This window comes from Microbulbifer agarilyticus, from assembly GCF_020171345.1.
Taxonomy (GTDB): domain Bacteria; phylum Pseudomonadota; class Gammaproteobacteria; order Pseudomonadales; family Cellvibrionaceae; genus Microbulbifer; species Microbulbifer agarilyticus_D.
Genome location: NZ_JAIUZM010000003.1, coordinates 15,672 through 35,294, shown reverse-complemented (window position 1 = coordinate 35,294; position 19,623 = coordinate 15,672). Strand labels below are relative to the sequence as shown.

Sequence of the window (19,623 nt, the reverse complement as noted above, 5' to 3'; positions counted from 1 at the left end):
ATCAACTAGCACCAACAACCTTCCACATTGCTCCGGAGGAAACCATGAAAAAACTACGTTTAGGGCACCTGTTGAAGGTACCCGTTTCACTGGCCGCGGCGGCACTGCTGTCGATCTGCACCAGCGCGGCACAGGCGCAGGACAAACCCAACATCCTGGTGATCTGGGGTGACGATATTGGGGTATGGAACATCAGCGCCAACAGCAAAGGCATGATGGGCTATAAGACGCCCAACATCGACCGCATTGCCAAAGAGGGTCTGTCATTTACCGACTATTACGGCCAGCAGTCTTGTACTGCGGGGCGCGCCGCCTTTGTGGGTGGCAACGTGCCGGTACGCACGGGCATGACGAAAGTAGGACTGCCCGGCGCGAAAGAAGGCTGGCAGGAGTCCGACGTAACCATTGCCACGGTGATGAAGAGCCAGGGCTACGCCACCGGCCAGTTTGGCAAGAACCACTTCGGTGACCGCGACGAGCACCTGCCCACCAATCACGGGTTCGATGTGTTTTTCGGCAACCTTTACCACCTGAATGCGGAGGAGGAGCCGGAAAACCGCGACTACCCGAAAAACCCGGAGTTTCGCAAGAAATATGGTCCTCGTGGCGTAATTAAGGCGACCGCCGACGGTAAGATTGAAGACACCGGCCCACTCACCAAGAAGCGTATGGAAACCATCGATGAGGAAACCCTCGCTGCAGCCATGGACTTCATCAAACAGCAGGTTCAGGCGGGAAAACCCTTCTTTGTGTGGTGGAACGCTACACGTATGCACTTTCGTACCCACGTGAAGGAAGAGCATAAAAATCTAGCAGGCCCCAACAGTAACGAATACCAAGACGGCATGGTAGAACACGACATGCACGTCGGTAAGTTACTCAGCCTACTGGATGAACTGAAGATTTCGGACAACACCATTGTATTCTACTCAACCGACAATGGTCCGCACTTCAATACCTGGCCAGATTCTGGTACCACGATTTTCCGCAGTGAGAAGAACTCCAACTGGGAGGGTGCCTACCGTGTACCCGCGTTCGTACGCTGGCCGGGCAAGTTTCCCGCGGGCAAAACCCTGAATGGGATCGTCTCCCATGAGGACTGGCTACCGACATTCGCCGCAGTAGCAGGCAATCCCAAAATCAAACAGCAGCTACTTAAGGGTGTGCGATTAAATGGTCGCAGCTACAAAAACTATATCGACGGCAATAACATGCTGGACTACTTCACCGGTAAAACGGAAGAGTCTCCGCGCCGTGACTTTATCTACGTGAACGATGATGGTCAAATCGTTGCCATGCGCTACGACGCTTGGAAAGCAGTTTTCCTGGAAAATCGCGGAAAAGCGTTCGAAGTATGGCGCGAGCCCTTTACCGAGCTCCGCGTTCCATTGCTATTTAATTTGCGTAGAGATCCATTCGAGCGTGCGCAGCACAACTCAAACACGTACAACGACTGGTTTCTGGATCGCGCTTTTGTACTAATCCCGATGCAGCAAATGGCCGCGAAATTCCTCATGACAATGAAGGAATATCCACCCAGCCAGAGCCCGGGTTCTTTCAATCTTGAGAAAATCGAGCAAAAGTTGAAAGCTGGCGCCGGCGGCAGTAACTAAACACTCCGGCCAAACGTACAAAACCCACCTTTACGGTGGGTTTTGTCATTTGTAGAGTATGAATGTAGAGTACGAAAACTTGGTTTAAGCAATTCAATTCGGCTTGTACCAGATAGGGCTCGAGAAGGCGCGCTCCTGTAAAACCATGGGGACGTCTTTATCCATCTCTACCTTGTTTCGCAGCTTGTCATACAGGGTCCAGCGCGGGGTGGGTATCTCCAGCACGCGCACGTAGTAGACCGCCCGGTGCTCGGGATTGAATTCAGGATCTTCAAAGTAACCAACCAGCTCTGCCTCGCCAATGTCATTGGTATACTCCGCGGTTTCCAGGTTCACTGTATCACCGACTTTCTGAATATTTCCCTCACCATCTAACTTTCGATCACCGGACCACTTCACATTGAAAATCTTCTCGTGGGTCTTGCCACGGCCATCGACCCACCCCTTAACAATCTGGACGCGATCCAGGTTCGCACCATCAGGGTCCTTCATGGCGGCGACCAGAAAGCCCAGCTTCTTACCAGATGCACCCCCGTTGACTACCCCGCCCATGGGGATGCCTTTCGCGTAACCCTGTTTCACAAGATCCGACTCCACATCAGCGGCAGAGAAATCAAAACCGCCGAAGAAGCGCACCTGCATGCGTGGCCCACTGGTGGCAAAGGTTTCCTTGCGCAGCATCGCGTCCCAGATCGCCTCGCGGGTATTTTCCATCGCCCAGACACCCATAATGCCCGCAGAAGCCATTTGCCATCCCATATAGTTGTCGGAAGGTCCGCTCAGTAGTGGGAACTTCCAGCGTTCTTTATTGCTTGGCTCTAACGTTTTGAACTTGCCGAAGAAGTTATCTTCATCGGGGGTGGAGAGTCCGGTATGCGTATCCGTTGCGCCGTTGACGCCAAGCTGGAACGGATTCACCCCAAGCTCATTCTCTAGGCGCATCCCCTCCTTCAAGGCTGGACGCCAGTATTCATATTTAAAGGATCCGGCGGGCTTTGGCTTGAGAATCAGGTTGCCGCGGTCCCACAAGTCCCAGCTAGCAAATTCATCTTCAGGTGACAGGCTGGGGTGGGATTCGCTTTGTCCCTTAATCTGGGTGACTTCGTACAGTGGCTCGTAGCGCGCACGTAGTTCCGCCCACTCCTTGGTCATGGGCGAGCCATCAAAGCGTTTCTGCTCGAACATACGCCCGTTGGACAGATTACCGTTGTGGGGAATGGCGAAAACGCGCCCGCCAGTTTTATCCTCATAGGCCTTCATCCACTGCCAGAGCTTTTCCGGGTCCTGAGTGTCAAAGGTCGTCAGGGGAATCAAGCTGCGTGTCTTGCTGGCATCGTCACGAAAAATCACATTGCGATGCAGGTTATCACCTCCCCCCGCATTCACGGTCCACTCGAAAGCGATAAACGTACTGAACGCACCGGGCTTGTTGAACTTCTCCGCCGCATCCACGGTTTTTTCCCATGCGGATTTCATCCACTTGGGATCCATCACGATTTCCGGCAGGCGCTCCTCGGATTGCATGACAATCAGCTCGCTCTTGGCATCCGCCGCCCGCTGGTCGTCACCGGAATTGAGTGCCTCGTTCCAGCGCTTGAGGGTCTCGTCAGCCATCATCTCCGGGTTACCGGAAACCAGCTCGCTAATGACCCCCATACCATCGGAGTGATCCGTGACCATAAACCAGTCATAGGCGCGGCTGAGCTTGGCACTCAGGCCGCTATTGGATTTGACCTCTTCACCAAGGGCGAATCGATAGGCGTCTTCCGGCGAAAGAATCGCTCCATCCATACCAGCGTCTACCGACCATCCGGTGTGGACATGGGTGTCACCGAAGTAGGCCTGGGTCGGGTAGTCGCCACTGGACGCAGGAGCCGGCGCTGCCGCGCTGGTGTCACCACCTTCCGGGGCGGCTTGCGGGTCCTTGTCCCGGGGCTGTTCGGATTCCTCATTCAGCTGTTTGGCATCGCGCCCAAATTCTTCTTCGATCAATTTGGGCTGGCCGCTTGGCGTTTCACTCTCCGGCCCACCCTGCTGTTTTTCACCGCAGCCACTCGCGACAAAAATGAAAGCCAAAGCCGTTAAAACAATCCCATACTTACTCATGGTGATTCCCCATTAGTGTCCGCGCTGGACTGTGCGCGGTGACAGACAATTGGAATTGGGGAAGTATAGGCAGCGGTTTTTTGTGCAGATTGGCGGGTTGGCGTTTTTCGCGCCTAGAGAGAAATTCAGCCGCCGTCACCTTGCCTATTTTTGATGGAAGTGGGTTTTTACTACACCAACGTTCACCGTGTTACGTGGCGCCCTTTGGCTGCGACCAGCAATCGAGAAACATCAGGGAGAAGGGGAGTCACATGGCCCAGGGATCAAAAAAAGCGGTTCTCTATGCCATTTGTGTGAATGCGATCATCACCGTATTAAAAGGTGTTGCCGCTCTGGCAACCCATTCCGCCGCAATGATGAATGAAGCAGTCCATAGTCTCATGGACACGCTGAACCAGATATTCCTGCTACTGGGGTTGAAGCGAGGCGGGCGTCCGGCAGATCGTCACTATGCGTTTGGCCACGGCCAGAAAAAGTATCTGTGGAACCTGTGGAGTGCCATTGGCCTCTTCTCCATTGGTTGTGGCCTCGGTCTGGCCCATGCCTGGCACGCGTTTCACAATCTGGGACATATAGAGCGGCCGGAGACCATCCAGGTGCTGGGCATGGCGGTCCACCCTATTGTGATTTCAGCGCTGGTGTTAACCATTGCCTTCATACTCGAGGGATATGTCCTTTATGTCGCGGCCAAGGAATTCTTCAGCCGCATGCGCGCCGCCGGTTTGCGTAATCCGTTTCGTTATCTGGTGTCCGCCGATGACCCGACGCTGATTGCGGTACTGCTGGAAGACTCGATTGCGGTTACCGGTGTGATCCTCGCTGCCACAGGTATCGGTATGACGCAGGTCACCGGCGACCCGCGCTGGGACATCGGGTTTTCTGTGCTGATCGCACTGATGCTCGGTGTCACCGCAATCTTTCTCGGCATGGTAAATATGCGCTTTCTTACCAGTATTCGCGATCACAAGGCCGAGAAGTGCTTTAGTGAGATCGTGCGCCAACACCCAGAGATCGAACGCCACCACGACCTGCGCTCGGTCATCGTAGACGACCGGCATACCGTGGTCGTTGCGGAAATAGAGATACGCGAAGAAGTGCTGATGCGCGATATGCGTAAACGTATTGAGGAGCACCAGGCCGCACTACTGGAACGCGTGCCCGATCATCGGCGCACGGAGACGGTGATCGACTATGCGGAACAGAGGGCGACGGTGCAGGCCACCCTGGAGGCAACAGAAATGTTGATTGATACACTGGAAGCGGAGCTCAAACAGCGCTGTTCACAGGTTTCCCATTTGACCGTCGAAATAGACGGTATTGCCGCCCCCTCGAAGCTGGACGACCCGGACACCCTGGATGCCGGCACTGTTTGATCAGAGCGCGTGTGCGCTCTTATTTTGGTGGCAGGGTGCCGGCAAACTCCACGCCGCGGGTGACCCAACCATTCAGGTCCTCAAGAATGGCGTCTTCTTCGACATAAACCATGCCCTTTAATGGCCGACCGGTGAAATCCATAGGTCGGGTATAGCGCTCTCCCAGTGCGGCCTGGTAGTTGTCGGGCCCTACCCGCACCATCAGCTCCTCACCAACAACACCGCAGGCCATGTTGCCATTGAGCATAAAGGCCAGACCACCAAACATCTGCTTTTCGGTCAGACCGGCTTCTTCGTGCAGGACTTCACGTACTTTGTCCGCCAGCTCTTCGTTGTAAGGCATGATCAACTCCTTGATTTTTATCTTAATTCCCTGTGAGCGCGCGACTACACCACCGTGGGGTCGCTCGCCTCACTTCTTGCTCAATGCAGAAGCCAATACCGGCTTCAGGTCTTCAAACACAATATCGTCATTGTCGCGGAAATTCAGGCACCCGGTTCCGCACTTGGTTTTTGGATGCTTATCGAGATACGGCTGTATATGGACGCGGGCACAGGTATACACCGACACATAATGTTTCTGACTCGCCAATGCCACCCAGCCGGCACCCTGCTCGTAGGTTGGCATTTTGTATTTAAGGGATAGGTTTGCATCGGGATAGTTGGCGGTCACAAGGTTGTGTAACTTGTGCAGGCGTTCGCTGCGCTGCGGGCTTAATCGGCTGAGGTAATCCGCCAGCAACGAAGGTATGGAGATTGATAGCAATTGCGATGAAGTGTCCATACGAAAAATGTTATTGCGCTTATGGTTTTTAGTGTAGCAAAGAATGGAAAAAGTGCCCGGCCAGTCAGGAACTTTAGTCTCTGGCCAGGCGCGCAAATACACTTATAGGGATGGGACGGCGCCCGATGGTCGCCGTTAACGTTTCAGTCCAGCAACGTCAGTTGACCATCACTCAGGTTGTACATGGCGCCGATGATTTTGATTTTCCCTTCTTTTTCCAGATTGGCCAGTGTCTCGCTGCCCTCGCGAATTTCCTTGATCGACTGGCGCACATTGTTTTCTGCCACCTGATCCACAAACTCGGCATTTTTGCTGGTGCGATCGCCATCGTACTTGGTCGCCGCCACCGCAGTTTGGATCTTGCCTAGCAGACCGCTGAGCCTGCCCAGTTTCACGTTATCAATGGCGCCCTTTACGGCGCCGCAGGCGCTATGCCCCATCACCAGGATCACTTTGGAACCTGCGGCTGCGCAGGCAAACTCGAGGCTACCAATAACGTCATCATTACAGATGTTACCCGCGACACGCGCATTGAATGCATCACCCAGGCCAAGGTCGAGCAGGATTTCCGCCGGGGTGCGTGAGTCGATACAGCTCAGTATGGCGGCGGCGGGGTATTGCCCCGATGCCGTGGCACTCTGTTGCGCCACATAATCGTGCTGCTTCATCTTGCCAGCACGAAAGCGTTTGTTGCCCTCTTCCATCATCTTAATGATGTCATCAGGCCTCATCCCATCACGCTGCTCTTTGGTCAAGGCGCCCGCGAAGGTCACGTTGGAAAAACCCATTAGCCCTGCGCCAGCGGCAAGCCCAGCAACGCTCGCTGAGAATGCGCCCTTTAAGAGCTGCCGGCGGCTGGTATCCTGACCAGCACCCGACGCATCAGAAGACGATTGCGTGGCGCGAGAGGTTTCGCTGGAATACAGTAATTCGTCACACATAATTGAACCACCGAGACTGTTAAGAGCATTCATAACCCGACCAGCGCGCAGAGTCACCGGACAACCCAATTTAAAAGCCCCTTCAGTCTAGACAAGTTCAATCGCTGTACAGCGGTATCCATTCTTAGAAAACTGTTTTCTTTCGCGCATAAAAAAACCCCGGTAAAAACCGGGGTTTTTTGTACGCCTGAAATCAGGCGGATGTGCGATACCGAGAATCAGTCGACAAACACACGGGCATTGCGGAACAGGCGCATCCAACCGGAATCTTCATCCCAGTCGTCCGGGCGCCAGCTGTTGCTGACGGCGCGGGCGACACGCTCCGGGTGCGGCATCATGATGGTGACGCGACCGTCTTCGGAACACAGCGAGGTAATACCGTTTACCGAGCCATTCGGGTTGGCCGGGTACGTTTCGGTAATCTGCTGGTTGTTGTTCAGGTAGCGCATGGCAATGGTGCCGGATTGTTCGCACGCTTCCAGCGCCTGCTGGTCGGCAAATTCCACGCGACCCTCACCGTGAGCAACTGCCACCGGCATGTAAGACCCAGCCATACCTTTGAACAGGACAGATGGGGAATCTTCCACGCCCACCAGCGCAAAGCGCGCTTCGTACTGCTCGGACAGGTTGCGCACAAAGCGCGGCCAGTGACCGGCACCAGGAATCAGTTCCTTGATGACGGAGAACATCTGACAGCCGTTACATACGCCGAGGCCGAAGGTGTCTTTGCGGTTAAAGAAGCCTTCGAACTGATCGCGCGCGCGATCGTTGAACAGAATGGTCTTGGCCCAACCTTCGCCGGCGCCGAGCACGTCACCGTACGAGAAGCCACCACAGCCCACCAGACCCTTGAACTGACCCAGTTCAACACGGCCGGCGAGAATATCGCTCATGTGCACGTCGACGGCATTGAAGCCTGCGCGGTGGAAGGAATGTGCCATTTCCACCTGGCTGTTGACGCCCTGCTCGCGCAGGATCGCAATCTTCGGCCGCACCCCCTTGCTGATGTACGGCGCGGCGATATCTTCGTTGACGTCGTAGCTCAGGCTCACGGACAGGCCTGGATCCTGCGCGGAAGTTTTGGCGATGGCGTCAAACTCTTGCTTGGCGCAATCGGCGTTGTCGCGCAGCGCCTGAATGCGGTAGCTGGTTTCTGACCAGATCTGCTCCAGTTCCGCACGGCTGCGGTTGAAGATTTCTTTGCCGTTATTGGTGATGCACAGGGTTTCGTTGTCGTTCAGGCCACCAATACGGTGCGCCGGTACGCCAACGGTGGCGAAACGCCCTTCGATCATCTCAGCATCGGCCGCCGGCACCTGCAGTACCGCACCCAGCTCTTCGCTGAACAGCGCGGCGATGGCATCGTCGTCGAGGTCGAAAATTTCGACATCCAGACCCACACGGCCGGCGAAGCTCATTTCCGCCAGCGTGGCGAACAGGCCGCCGTCGGCGCGGTCGTGATATGCAATTACCTTGTTCTCCGCCAGCAGCTGCTGCATCAGGTCGAAGAAACCCTTGAGGCGCTTGGCATCGTCCAGGTCTGCCGGTTGTTCACCCAGCTCGTTGTATACCTGTGCCAGGCAGGAGCCGCCGAGACGGTTTTTGCCCGCCCCCAGATCCACAAGAATCAGTTCGCTCTCGCCTTTTTTGGTACGGCGCAATTGCGGGGTCACCACTTTGCGGACATCGGTAACCGGGGAGAAGGCAGAGATCACCAGCGACAGCGGCGCAGTTACCGCCTTGTCTTCGCCGTCTTCATTCCACGCGGTGCGCATGGACATGGAATCCTTACCAACCGGGATGGTAATACCCAGGTCCGGACACAGTTCCATACCGATGGCTTCTACGGTGCGGTAGAGCTTTTCTTCCTCACCCGGGTGGCCCGCGGCACACATCCAGTTGGCGGACAGTTTGATGTCGGACAGCTGCTTGATCGGCGCACAGGCAATATTGGTGATCGCCTCACCCACCGCCAGGCGACCGGAGGCCGGCGCGTCCAGCAGCGCCACCGGAGTCCGCTCACCCATGGACATGGCTTCGCCCGCGGTGCTGTCGTAAGAAACGGTGGTCACCGCGCAGTCCGCGACCGGTACCTGCCAGGGGCCAACCATCTGATCGCGGCTGACCTGTCCGGTTACGGTACGGTCGCCAATGGTGATCAGGAAGTTTTTGCTGGCCACGGTAGGCAGACGCAGAACGCGCTCGGCGGCGTCGTTCAGATCGATCTTGCTGGTATCGAAGGCCTTGGTTTTGGCTTCGACCTTGGCAGCCTCGCGATGCATCTTCGGCGGCTTGCCAAACAATACGGACATGGGCAGGTCGACCGGCTTGGCGTCAAACTGCTTGTCGTTCAGGGTCAGGTGTTTCTCGCTGGTGGCTTCACCCACCACCGCGAACGGCGCGCGCTCGCGCTCGCAGATCTTCTCAAAGCGCGCCAGATCTTGCGGCATCACCGCCAGGACGTAGCGCTCCTGGGATTCGTTACACCAGATTTCCAGCGGGCTCATACCCGGCTCATCGGACGGTACATTGCGCAGCTCGAAGCTGCCGCCGGTACCACCGTCTTTCACCAGTTCCGGGAAGGCGTTAGAAAGGCCGCCGGCGCCCACATCGTGAATAAAGGCGATGGGGTTCTCGGAGCCCAGCTGCCAGCACTGGTCGATGACCTCCTGACAACGGCGCTCGATTTCCGGGTTCTGGCGCTGCACGGAGGCAAAGTCCAGATCTTCCGAGCTGGAGCCGCTGGCCATACTGGAAGCGGCACCGCCACCCAGGCCAATCAACATGGCCGGGCCACCCAGGGCGATCAGCATGGCGCCCGGTTGGAATTCCGGCTTATCCACGTGGTCTTCACGGATGTTGCCGTAACCACCGGCCAGCATGATCGGCTTGTGGTAACCGCGACGCTCGCCATTGAAATCTTCTTCGAAGGTACGGAAATAGCCGCAGATGTTCGGGCGGCCGAATTCGTTGTTAAAGGCAGCACCACCGATGGGGCCCTCAATCATGATATCCAGCGCGGTCACGATGCGACCGGGCTTGCCGTAATTCACTTCCCACGGCTGTTCGAAGCCCGGGATCTGCAGGTTGGATACGGTGAAGCCGGTGAGGCCAACCTTGGGCTTGGAGCCGCGGCCTACCGCGCCCTCGTCGCGGATCTCACCACCGGCGCCGGTGCCGGCACCGGAGAACGGTGCAATGGCGGTCGGGTGGTTGTGGGTTTCCACCTTCATCAGCAAGTGGATGGCTTCCTGGCTGAAGCCGTACTCCTTGGTTTCCGGGTCGGGGTAGAAACGGCCCGCATTGTGGCCAACGACAACGGCCGCGTTATCCGCGTAGGCAGACAGCACATTGTCACCGCCCTGGCGGTAGGTGTTCTTGATCATGCCAAACAGGGAGTTCGGCATGTCTTCGCCATCGATGGTCCAGCTGGCATTGAAGATCTTGTGGCGACAGTGCTCGGAGTTCGCCTGGGCGAACATCATCAGCTCCACATCGGTGGGGTTACGCTCCAGCTCTTCGAAGCTGGTGAGCAGGTAATCGATCTCGTCTTCCGCCAGCGCCAGGCCCAGAGTCACGTTGGCCTGAGACAGGGCTTCGCGGCCACCGCTCAGTACGTCGACAGTACTCATCGGGCGTGGGCTCTCCACGCGGAACAGCTGCTCTGCCTGGGCCACCTCGGTGAATACGGTCTCCACCATGCGATCGTGCAGCAGCGCCGCCAGATCGTCGCGTTCAGCTTCAGTTAATTCAACGCCGGTAATGTAGTAGGCAACACCACGTTCCAGGCGGTGGATATCCGTCAGGCCCGCATTGTGTGCGATGTCGGTTGCCTTGGAAGACCAGGGAGAAATCGTGCCCGGACGCGGCACCACCAGCAGCAGCTCGCCCTCGGGCAGGTGCTTTTCTTCGGTGGGACCGTACTGCAGCAAACGCTCCAACAGCGCGAGGTCCTTGTCCCCCAGGTTGTCGCTGTCAGAGAAGTGCACAAACTCGGCGTACACGTCTGCAACAGCAGGCTGCAGGGCGCGGAGTTGGGTTAGCAGTTTTTGATGGCGGAATTTCGACAGTGCGGGAGCACCACGCAGAACTAGCATCGCGGGAGATAGCCTCTTGTCTGAATTTGAGCGCCTGCGGCCGGAAGCAACCGGTCAGTTTAGAGGTGGCACGCAGGTGCACCGGGAATCGGAGCGCGCGCATTGTACCTGAAGCGACGCAACTCCAACACTGCCACGGGAATTAACTGGACCAATGCCCCTAGTTCTTCAATAAAGAAGACCCAAATGGCACCAGGAACGACCTCAATTCCCCTTAAATCACCCTTGGCCAGGCCCATGGTCGGCTGCGCCAACTACACTGAAAGGTGGATTGGGACAACCCCGGCTTTCACAAACCAGGTCTCGCAATTTGGTCAAAATTGGTCAGACCCGGTAGAGATGGGGTAAAATTGCCGCGCTTTTGCCTAGTGCTGTTCAAATAATAGGCAAAGCCGGCATTGCCGATGTACTGGATTCTCTTGGTACTCGGTAAATCGAAGCGAGACGCAATGGATAGCGCTCGCAGTGAAGCATGGATACCGGCCACAAGCGGGTAACCAGTCTTGGGGAAAGATCCGGATGAAAGGTGTTAGGTACCAAGCAGGTACTGGCCGAGCTTCACACGTTAATAATGCTAACGAAAGGATTCGAGGGGACAGCCTATGATCATGAAAAGCCGACTGTTGCGATACAGCCGCCGCCTGGCAAAGGGGGTGGCACTGGCCTGCTGTGCCTCTTTATTGGTCGCCAGCAAGGCGCCCAGCCTGCTGGAGAGGGTCAAGGCCTCCGGCAATCTTGTCGTGCTGTCCCAGAATGGGCCCACCACCTACTACGAAGATGCCAACGGCCAATACACCGGTTTTGAATACGGCATGCTGGAAGAGTTTGCCCGCGAACTGGGCGTTGAACTCGAAATCCGCGACGTGCACGACCTGAGCCACCTGTTCGGTGAGCTGGAAGACCCCGAGTCTGGTGCACACATGGCGGCATCGGGCCTCACGGTGACTTCCGAGCGCCGCGAGCAAGTGCGCTTCACCCCTTCTTATTTTGAGATTCGCCAACAGGTGATCTACCGCCTGGGCGAGGCACGCCCGCGCAGTGTGGGTGACCTGGCCGGTAAAAATATTGCCGTGATCGCCGGCAGCGCCCATGCCGAGCAGCTGCGCAAACTGTCCCAGCGCTACGAAGACTTGTCCTGGGAGGAAATCTCCGACGTCGACGCCATGGAACTGGTGGAGATGGTCGATCAGGGCAAGTACCACTACGCGGTTGTCGACTCCAACGCCTACGCAGTACACCGCGGCCTGTACCCCAATACCCATATCGCCTTTAACCTGACCCAGTTCCAGCCGGTTTCCTGGGCCTTCCCCAAGGGCGACGACGACACCCTTTACCGCGCCGCGCGCAGCTTTATGGTCCGCGCCAATACCAGTGGCCTGGTCGCGGAGCTGCGTGAAGTGCACTTTGGGCACGTGAGCCAGATGAATGTGGGCGGTGCCAAGACCTTCGCCCAGCTCACCCGCGACCGCCTGCCCCGCTGGCGGGAAGAGCTGCAGAAAGCCGCCGACAAATACGGCCTGGACTGGGAGCTGCTGGCCGCCCTCAGCTATCAGGAGTCCCACTGGAATCCGCGCGCCAAGTCACCAACCGGTGTGCGCGGCCTGATGATGCTGACCCGCGCCACCGCGCGCGAAATGGGCGTAAATCGACTGGACCCGCTGGAGAGCATCGACGGCGGGGCACGCTATCTGGTTCAGGTACGCGACCGCATCCCCGAGCGTATCCGCGAGCCAGACCGCTCCTGGATGGCACTTGCGGCCTACAACATTGGCCTTGGCCACCTGGAAGACGCCCGCGTTCTCACCGAGCGCATGGGCGGCAACCCGGATCGCTGGCCAGACGTGCGCGACCACCTGCCGCTGCTGGCCAAACGCCAGTACTACAAGACCCTGAAACACGGCTATGCCCGGGGCTGGGAACCGGTGACGTATGTGCAGAATATCCGCCACTATCAGGCCCTGCTGACCTGGACCGACCGGATCGAAGAACAGCGCCTGGCCGACGCCGCAGCCAACGACAATGGCGAAGCCCTTGTGGAAGTCCCCGCTGCGGAATCTGCGGCCTCCCAGTCGGCACTCTGATCGAGCCCTTCTTATGAACACAACAGGCGGCCACTGGCCGCCTGTTGTGTTATGGCGCTCGAGCAACACCCCACCGCCGTGCAAGGCACCAAAATCCACCTATGCTTAGTGCACCTACCCGAAAAAATAGGCGCCACCACTGTTCAAGTGAACACGCACGCACAGTTTAGGAGACCTCATGACCCATAAACTCTTGCTCACTGCGCTCGCCACAACTCTTGCGGCATCTGTCATCCTCCACGGCTGCAGCCGCAAATCTGATACCAACGATCCGGATACCGCACCGACCACCGAAGCGGAGGTGGTGGAAGAAGTGACCGTTACCGAACCCGATCCCAGCACCCAAACAACCACCAGCGACAGTGCGTCACCGGCAGCCAGTACTGGCGATACCAGCAGCACCGAATCCCCCGAAAGCCCAAACAGTGAGGGACAGTTAATCTGCAACGCAAAATGGTTTGAGTGGGTCAACGGTGAGGTGATGAAAACCCAGGGCCTGGCCATTGCCGAACACTACCCTACGGGCCTGCCTGAAGTGGGCTCCGAAGAATGGTTCACCGCCATGGACAAGCTCACCGGCGGCGACGGCGCCCATGGCCCCGATGGCGGCAGTGATGAGTGGTGCTTTATGATGCAGCAACGTCTCAGCAAGAACGACTGATTCCTAGGCAAGATCATCACTTCGAGAAACCGGCTGGACTACCCGCTGGTTCAGGGAGTACAACATGAAAAATGTGAAGAACTCACTGCTCGCCGTCACCCTGGGCGGCATTGCCGCGGTGGCAGCCGCACAGGACGACACCAAAGACAAAAAGCCCCCACCCGGTGCCATGGCGCTATCCATGGTGCTTACCAAGCTGGAGCAACAGGGCTATACACCCGTGGTGGAAGTAACTCTGGAACAGGGCCGCTGGGAGATTGAAGCCTACAAAGAAGGCAAGAAGTGGGATCTGGAGGTAGACCCCAACAGCGGGGAAATACTAGAGATGAAGGAAGACAACAACTGATCTACTGCAATGCCAGAAACCACGTCCCGTATCAGTGATACCCGCGCAAACACGCAGCAACTACTCCAACAACTGGAACAGTTATTGGGCCGCGAGCGTGTTATCACCGATGCCGAGCGCAACGAGTACTACCGCACCGGCTATCGCTCCGGTGAAGGCGCGGCGCTCGCAGTGGTCTTCCCGGACTCACTCCTGCAACTCTGGCAAACCCTCCAGGCCTGCGTACACGCAGGCACCATCATAATCTTGCAGGCTGCCAATACCGGCCTGACAGAAGGCTCCACCCCCAGCGGTACCGATTACGACCGTCCAGTTGTGGTCATCAATACCCTGCGCATGAACACCATTCATCTGCTGGGTGAGGGTAACCAGAAGGGCGAACAAATTGTCGCCCTGCCCGGCGCCACACTCAACAGTTTGGAAAAACGGCTGGCCCCCCTGCAGCGCTCACCACATTCCGAGATTGGCTCTTCCTGTCTGGGGGCCTCGATTATTGGTGGTATCGCCAACAATTCCGGCGGCGCGCTCTGCCAACGCGGTCCGGCCTACACCGAACTGGCCCTCTACGCACAGGTCGATGGCAACGGCGAACTGCAACTGATCAATCACCTGGGAATCGAGCTGGGCAAAACCCCCGAGGAAATACTCACTAACCTCGAGCACGGTAATTTTTCGGAAGTTGGGCAACTCGCCTACTCGGACAATAACACCCGTCCACGGATGGCCTCGGACCGGGAATATGTGGCACGGGTGCGTGATGTGGACGCCGATACCCCGGCGAGATTCAACGCCGACCCGCGCCGCCTGTTTGAAACCAGCGGCTGCGCCGGCAAGGTCGCAGTCTTCGCGGTGCGCCTCGACACCTACCCCACCCCCAAGCGCACACAAACGTTTTATATCGGCAGCGACGATCCCGCCGTATTTGCGCGCCTGCGCCGGGGGCTACTGAGCGAGTTACCTACTATTCCTCTACTCGGTGAATACCTGCACCGCGACATGTTTGATCTCGCTGCGAAATACGGAAGAGACAGCTTCTACCTGATCAACACACTCGGCACGAGCAACATGCCGCGCTTCTTTGCCCTCAAAGGTCGCGTTGATGCCTGGCTGGAAAAACGCAGTTTCCTGCCGCGCTTTCTGAGTGAACGCCTGCTACAAAAAATCAGCAAGCTGCTCCCGCAACACCTGCCCAAGCGCATGCTGGACTATCGAGAAAAGTTTCCTCACCACCTGATCGTCAAGGTGGCCGACGACGGCATCGAAAGCACCCACGAATGGCTGCAGGCCTTTTTCGCGAAAGAGGAAAACGCGGGTTGTTTTTTTGTCTGTACAGTGGAGGAAGCCAGCAAAGCCATGCTGCACCGTTTCGTGTCCGCCGGTGCCGCCATGCGTTACCAGGCCGTACATCACAAGCGCGTGGGCGAATTGCTGCCATTGGATATCGCACTCAGGCGCAACGATATAAATTGGGAGGAACAGCTACCGGCAGAAATCGCCGACCAACTGGAACAGCGCCTCTACTACGGCCACTTCTTGTGTAACGTCTTCCACCAGGATTACGTCCTGAAAAAAGACGCCGACCACGAGGCCGTCAAAAAGGCTATGCTCGCGCTGCTCGACCAGCGAGGCGCGCGCTACCCCGCAGAGCACAACGTCGGCCACCTGTATCAGGCGCCCGACGCACAACGCGAATTCTTCGAACAACTCGACCCCACCAACACCTTCAACCCCGGTATCGGCAAGACCGAAAAAACCCGCCGCTGCTGTAGCTGCGGCTAGGCACACATCTCAGGCAAAAACCCCAGACACAAAACTCAGAACTGAACCGTTACCGCACTGGAACCGGGCTTCAGGGTAAAGGTTTCAGTATTGCCATCGCGGGTAACGTTCACCGTATTCACCTGATCCCGCTCCATCTCCATCAGCATCGACTGACGCACCTGCAGTTTCTTACCCTGCACCTCCGCCAGCGGCAGCTCCTGATACACCCACACATCGTGCACATCCGCTTCCATTCCCACCCACTTGGGCTTGATCACTGCACCATCGGCGGTGCGCAACTGAAAGCGATCATTCACATACGCCTCCATCTGCGCCTTGGCATCCTTCATTTCCTTACTCGCACTCAATTGCAGCGCGCGCTCCATATCCGCGATAAAGAAACGATGAGTGATTTCCAGGGACTGGGTACGCTCATTCACGGACATTTCGGTGAGGCCGAAGTGGTAGCGATGGGCGTGGGCTTGAGCTGCACTCAAGATAAGAGCGAAAGCGACAAAAGCAAGCTGCAAAGCTCGAAGCATTTGAATCTGCATATATGAACCCAACCAATTCAAAATGTGCGTTTAGAAATTGTATGCAACGCATAACGAAACGACGATGTGCGCTAACGGAGATGTGCAGTTTGAGAGAAGGTGCTGACGCTGGGGGCAGTCTTGCGAGACCTTCACCGCCATGGATGGCGGTGCAGAGCCCCAGGGATGGGTTCATGCGTGTCTCGCAAGACTGCACCCGGCGGCAGCACCGCCACCGGGCCAGCTAAGTAGAGACTTGAGGAAGGGTTTAGTCTTCTTTCAACTCTTCCTGCCAGTCCTTCATCAGGTTGCGCGCTTTCTCGTCTTTAAACAGTTCCAGGCGCGACTTGATGATACGGCGCGGGTAGTGGTTGTTCTCCACATCCACGTCGGCAGTCTCCCAGTGCGGGTCAACCACAACCGACTTCAACAGTTTGTCCTTACCGCGCACCAGCATCTTGGAAGTCTTGGCCGCATTGCGGGTCCAGATTTCCGCCGGGATACGCAGCTCTTCAGAAGAACCATCGGTGTAGTCCAGCTTCAGAATAATCGGCATCACCAAACCACCGATATTGCTGAAATTCAGCACATACACATTGCTCTCTACTTTCAGCAGATCGCGCTCCCAGTCTTCCAGGCCATCCAGCATACCGCGGTAACTGTTGCGATCCGCATTGGACACATCAAACTCATCGTGTTCATTGTAGAAGTCCGCCAGCTCCGGCTTGCCATCCACAATGCGCGTCATCTTGTTCGCGCGGTTCTTCTGCTTGGTGACAGACTCCGGCGCTTCCTCGAAACGCTCACGCTTCCACGGGCCTTCTACATCCGGGTTCTTGGTACCCACGGTGTAGTGCTTCACTGCATCAATGCTGATATCCACATTGTCAGTGGTGTAGAACCAACCGCGCCAGAACCAGTCCAGATCCATACCGGACGCGTCTTCCATGGTGCGGAAGAAGTCCGCCGGCATTGGGCGCTTGAACTTCCAGCGCTGGGAGTACTCGCGGAACGCAAAGTCGAACAGCTCACGGCCCATCACTGTTTCACGCAGGATATTCAGCGCAGTAGCCGGCTTCCCGTAGGCATTGTTACCAAACTGCAGAATAGATTCTGAGTTGGTCATGATCGGCACCTGGTTCTCACTCTTCATGTACTCAATGATCTTGCGCGCGTCGCCACGGCGAGACGGGTACTTCTCTTCCCACTCCTGCTCCGCCAGGAACTGAACGTAAGTGTTGAGACCTTCGTCCATCCAGGTCCACTGACGCTCATCGGAGTTCACGATCATCGGGTAGTAGTTGTGACCCACCTCATGGATGATCACCGAGATGAGACCGTACTTGGTGCGACGGGAATAGGTGCGCTTGCTGCGGTCTTCCTCATCAATCTCCGGACGCGGACCATTGAAGGTGATCATCGGGTATTCCATACCACCTACCGGGCCATTGACCGAAATGGAGGTCGGGTACGGGTAATCGAAGCTGTAGCGGTTAAACACTTCCATGGTGTGGATGATGGCTTCGGTAGAGTACTTGTCCCACAGCGGGGTACCCTCTTCCGGATAGTAAGACATCGCCATGGTGTCGGTGCCGCCCTTCTTGTAGCCCTGTGCATCCCACAGGAACTTACGCGAGGAAGCCCAGGCAAAGTCACGCACGTTCTCTGCTTCAAACACCCAGGTCTTGCGGGCAGTTGCGCGGTCTTTCTCGTTCTCCAGGGCTTCGTCCTTGGTCACGATCATTACCGGCTTCTTCGCGGTCTCGGCCTTTTTCAGGCGCGCGCGCTGCTCGCGGGTCAGTACGTCTTGCGGGTTCTGCAGCACACCGGTGGAGGCAACGATGTGGTCCGCCGGCACTTCGATAGCCACCCGGTAATCACCGAATTCCAGGGCAAACTCACCACGGCCCAGGAACTGCTTGTTCTGCCAGCCGCTCACATCGTTATACGCAGCCATGCGCGGGAACCACTGGGCAATCTCGTACAGGTAGTTGCCATCGCGCTCGAAATATTCGTAACCGGAGCGGCCACCCAATGCCTTCTGCTCGATGATGTTGTATTCCCAGTCGATCTGGAAGGTGACGCTGTCGCCAGACTTCAGCGGCTGCGGCAGGTCGATGCGCATATTGGTGTCGACGATGGTGTGGCGCAGGTCACGGCCACGGGCATCCGCCACCTTGGTGATGTCATAACCACCCTGGAATTCCGCGGAGACCACTTCGCGACGGAAGCTGCGGAACGGGATGGTGTCCGGGGCGATGGACTCAACGTCTACCGGCGCCGCCAAGTTGCCGGAAGAGTTTGGCTTGAAGCGGTTCTGGTCCAGCTGCACCCACAGGTAACGCAGGGTATCCGGCGAGTTGTTGGTGTAAGTGATGGTTTCAGACGCGGTGATGCGCTGCTTGTCATCATCCAGGGAGACCTTGATGTCGTAATCTGCCTGCTGCTGCCAGTAGGCATGCCCCGGCGCACCGGAAGCGGCGCGGTACATATTCGGGGTGGGCAGCAGCTCTTCCAGCTGGCGGAACTTGTCGCCGGTCACAGTCAGAGGGTCGGCGGCAATGACCGCAGAGGTCCCGGCAAATCCGAGCAGTACCGCGCCCAGGCGACGGTATAAGGTCTTAATGGTCATGGTTGGCGCCATTTTTCTCATGCTAGATAAATAGCGCGCCATTCTAGCAGCCTGCTCGTGACTGGCTATTCCGGCCCCGAAATACCGTCTCAGCAACCCTTCCACTTATCGCAAAGTGCTTCCGCCGGCGGCCGGGAGCCCGTCTGCCAGCGGCAGGAAGCTAAGCCTACTTGGGATTGCACCCTTCCCAGCCTATCAATGACCGGATAAAGGCAATTTGGGGAGCGCCATGCTGTTTGCCACTGAACCATTCCAACAAGGACAGTCCCACAAAACGCGTCACTTTCTCGGCGTCACGCTGCTCGCTGTCGCCCTGTCGGTGGCCGCCGGTGCCGCCGCACAACAACCGGGCCCCTTTTCCCCCCAGGACTTCCAGTTTTCCGGCCCCAAAACCAACCCCCAGATCCCCCCGCAGCTGTACGGGCCCGATCTCGATGGACACACACCCTCCGAGATTGACCTGAGCGCCGGCGCAGTCCGCGCACGCTTGCAGCAACTGGGCTTTCACTCCTTCGGCAGCATGGTTTTTCGCAACGGCTACTGGAATGTGGTCGCCTACCACGGCAGCAAGAAGCGCCAACTACTGGTCCACCCGACCAGTGGCGCCATTCGCTCGGACAAGCCGTACTGCGACAATCGGTGCAACCGCTACCAGCGCCACGAAGTATTCTGATACGCGCGACTGCGTCTACCGT

At 57.2% G+C, this 19,623-nt stretch carries 14 protein-coding genes; 7 read left to right on the top strand and 7 right to left on the bottom strand.

From position 1 onward, the window contains the following. The first annotated feature begins 44 nt into the window (after nt 1-44). Nucleotides 45-1,613, top strand: a complete 1,569-nt coding sequence (locus tag LCM31_RS10630; protein ID WP_224869944.1) for an arylsulfatase — start codon at nt 45-47, stop codon at nt 1,611-1,613. 93 nt (nt 1,614-1,706) lie between these two features. On the opposite strand, the gene LCM31_RS10625 is transcribed toward LCM31_RS10630, so the two are convergent. Continuing rightward, on the bottom strand, nt 1,707-3,719 hold the full coding sequence (locus LCM31_RS10625) for a DUF3604 domain-containing protein (RefSeq protein WP_224869942.1): 2,013 nt from the start codon (nt 3,717-3,719) through the stop codon (nt 1,707-1,709). A 251-nt stretch (nt 3,720-3,970) separates the two neighbouring features. Between LCM31_RS10625 and LCM31_RS10620 the strand changes: the two genes are divergently transcribed. After that, nucleotides 3,971-5,092, top strand: coding sequence for a cation diffusion facilitator family transporter (locus tag LCM31_RS10620; RefSeq protein WP_224869940.1), 1,122 nt, complete (start codon nt 3,971-3,973; stop codon nt 5,090-5,092). A gap of 19 nt (nt 5,093-5,111) precedes the next feature. On the opposite strand, the gene LCM31_RS10615 is transcribed toward LCM31_RS10620, so the two are convergent. From LCM31_RS10615 to purL, 4 genes are all read right to left on the bottom strand, one after another. Continuing rightward, on the bottom strand, nt 5,112-5,435 hold the full coding sequence (locus LCM31_RS10615; RefSeq protein ID WP_224869938.1) for a TfoX/Sxy family protein: 324 nt from the start codon (nt 5,433-5,435) through the stop codon (nt 5,112-5,114). Between the two features lie 69 nt (nt 5,436-5,504). After that, a complete protein-coding gene (locus tag LCM31_RS10610; protein ID WP_224869937.1) occupies nt 5,505-5,876 on the bottom strand; it encodes an iron chaperone in 372 nt (123 codons plus the stop codon). Nucleotides 5,877-6,019: 143 nt separating this feature from the next. Further along, complete coding sequence (locus LCM31_RS10605; protein ID WP_224869935.1) at nt 6,020-6,850, bottom strand: carbonic anhydrase family protein; 831 nt, start codon at nt 6,848-6,850, stop codon at nt 6,020-6,022. 185 nt (nt 6,851-7,035) lie between these two features. Next, nucleotides 7,036-10,914 carry a phosphoribosylformylglycinamidine synthase gene (gene purL / locus LCM31_RS10600; protein WP_224869933.1) on the bottom strand — a complete coding sequence of 1,293 codons (3,879 nt, stop codon included), beginning with the start codon at nt 10,912-10,914 and terminating at the stop codon, nt 7,036-7,038. 602 nt (nt 10,915-11,516) lie between these two features. Here purL and mltF point away from each other — a divergent pair. The 4 genes from mltF (at nt 11,517) to dld (ending at nt 15,781) form a co-directional block, all read left to right on the top strand. Then, a complete protein-coding gene (mltF, locus tag LCM31_RS10595; protein WP_224869931.1) occupies nt 11,517-12,995 on the top strand; it encodes a membrane-bound lytic murein transglycosylase MltF in 1,479 nt (492 codons plus the stop codon). A 178-nt stretch (nt 12,996-13,173) separates the two neighbouring features. Further along, entirely contained in the window at nt 13,174-13,656 is a 483-nt protein-coding gene (locus LCM31_RS10590) for a hypothetical protein (RefSeq protein WP_224869929.1), read from the top strand. Between the two features lie 64 nt (nt 13,657-13,720). Further along, complete coding sequence (locus tag LCM31_RS10585) at nt 13,721-14,002, top strand: PepSY domain-containing protein (protein ID WP_224869927.1); 282 nt, start codon at nt 13,721-13,723, stop codon at nt 14,000-14,002. A 9-nt stretch (nt 14,003-14,011) separates the two neighbouring features. Continuing rightward, nucleotides 14,012-15,781 carry a D-lactate dehydrogenase gene (gene dld / locus LCM31_RS10580; protein WP_224869925.1) on the top strand — a complete coding sequence of 590 codons (1,770 nt, stop codon included), beginning with the start codon at nt 14,012-14,014 and terminating at the stop codon, nt 15,779-15,781. Nucleotides 15,782-15,816: 35 nt separating this feature from the next. On the opposite strand, the gene LCM31_RS10575 is transcribed toward dld, so the two are convergent. Further along, nucleotides 15,817-16,305 carry a DUF6702 family protein gene (locus LCM31_RS10575; RefSeq protein WP_224869923.1) on the bottom strand — a complete coding sequence of 163 codons (489 nt, stop codon included), beginning with the start codon at nt 16,303-16,305 and terminating at the stop codon, nt 15,817-15,819. 259 nt (nt 16,306-16,564) lie between these two features. Then, the gene (locus LCM31_RS10570; RefSeq protein ID WP_224869922.1) at nt 16,565-18,928 is read right to left on the bottom strand and encodes a M1 family metallopeptidase; all 2,364 of its coding nucleotides are present in this window, start codon (nt 18,926-18,928) and stop codon (nt 16,565-16,567) included. A gap of 229 nt (nt 18,929-19,157) precedes the next feature. On the opposite strand from LCM31_RS10570, the gene LCM31_RS10565 reads away from it, so the two are divergent. Next, on the top strand, nt 19,158-19,601 hold the full coding sequence (locus LCM31_RS10565; protein ID WP_224869920.1) for a hypothetical protein: 444 nt from the start codon (nt 19,158-19,160) through the stop codon (nt 19,599-19,601). The last annotated feature ends 22 nt before the right edge of the window (nt 19,602-19,623 follow it).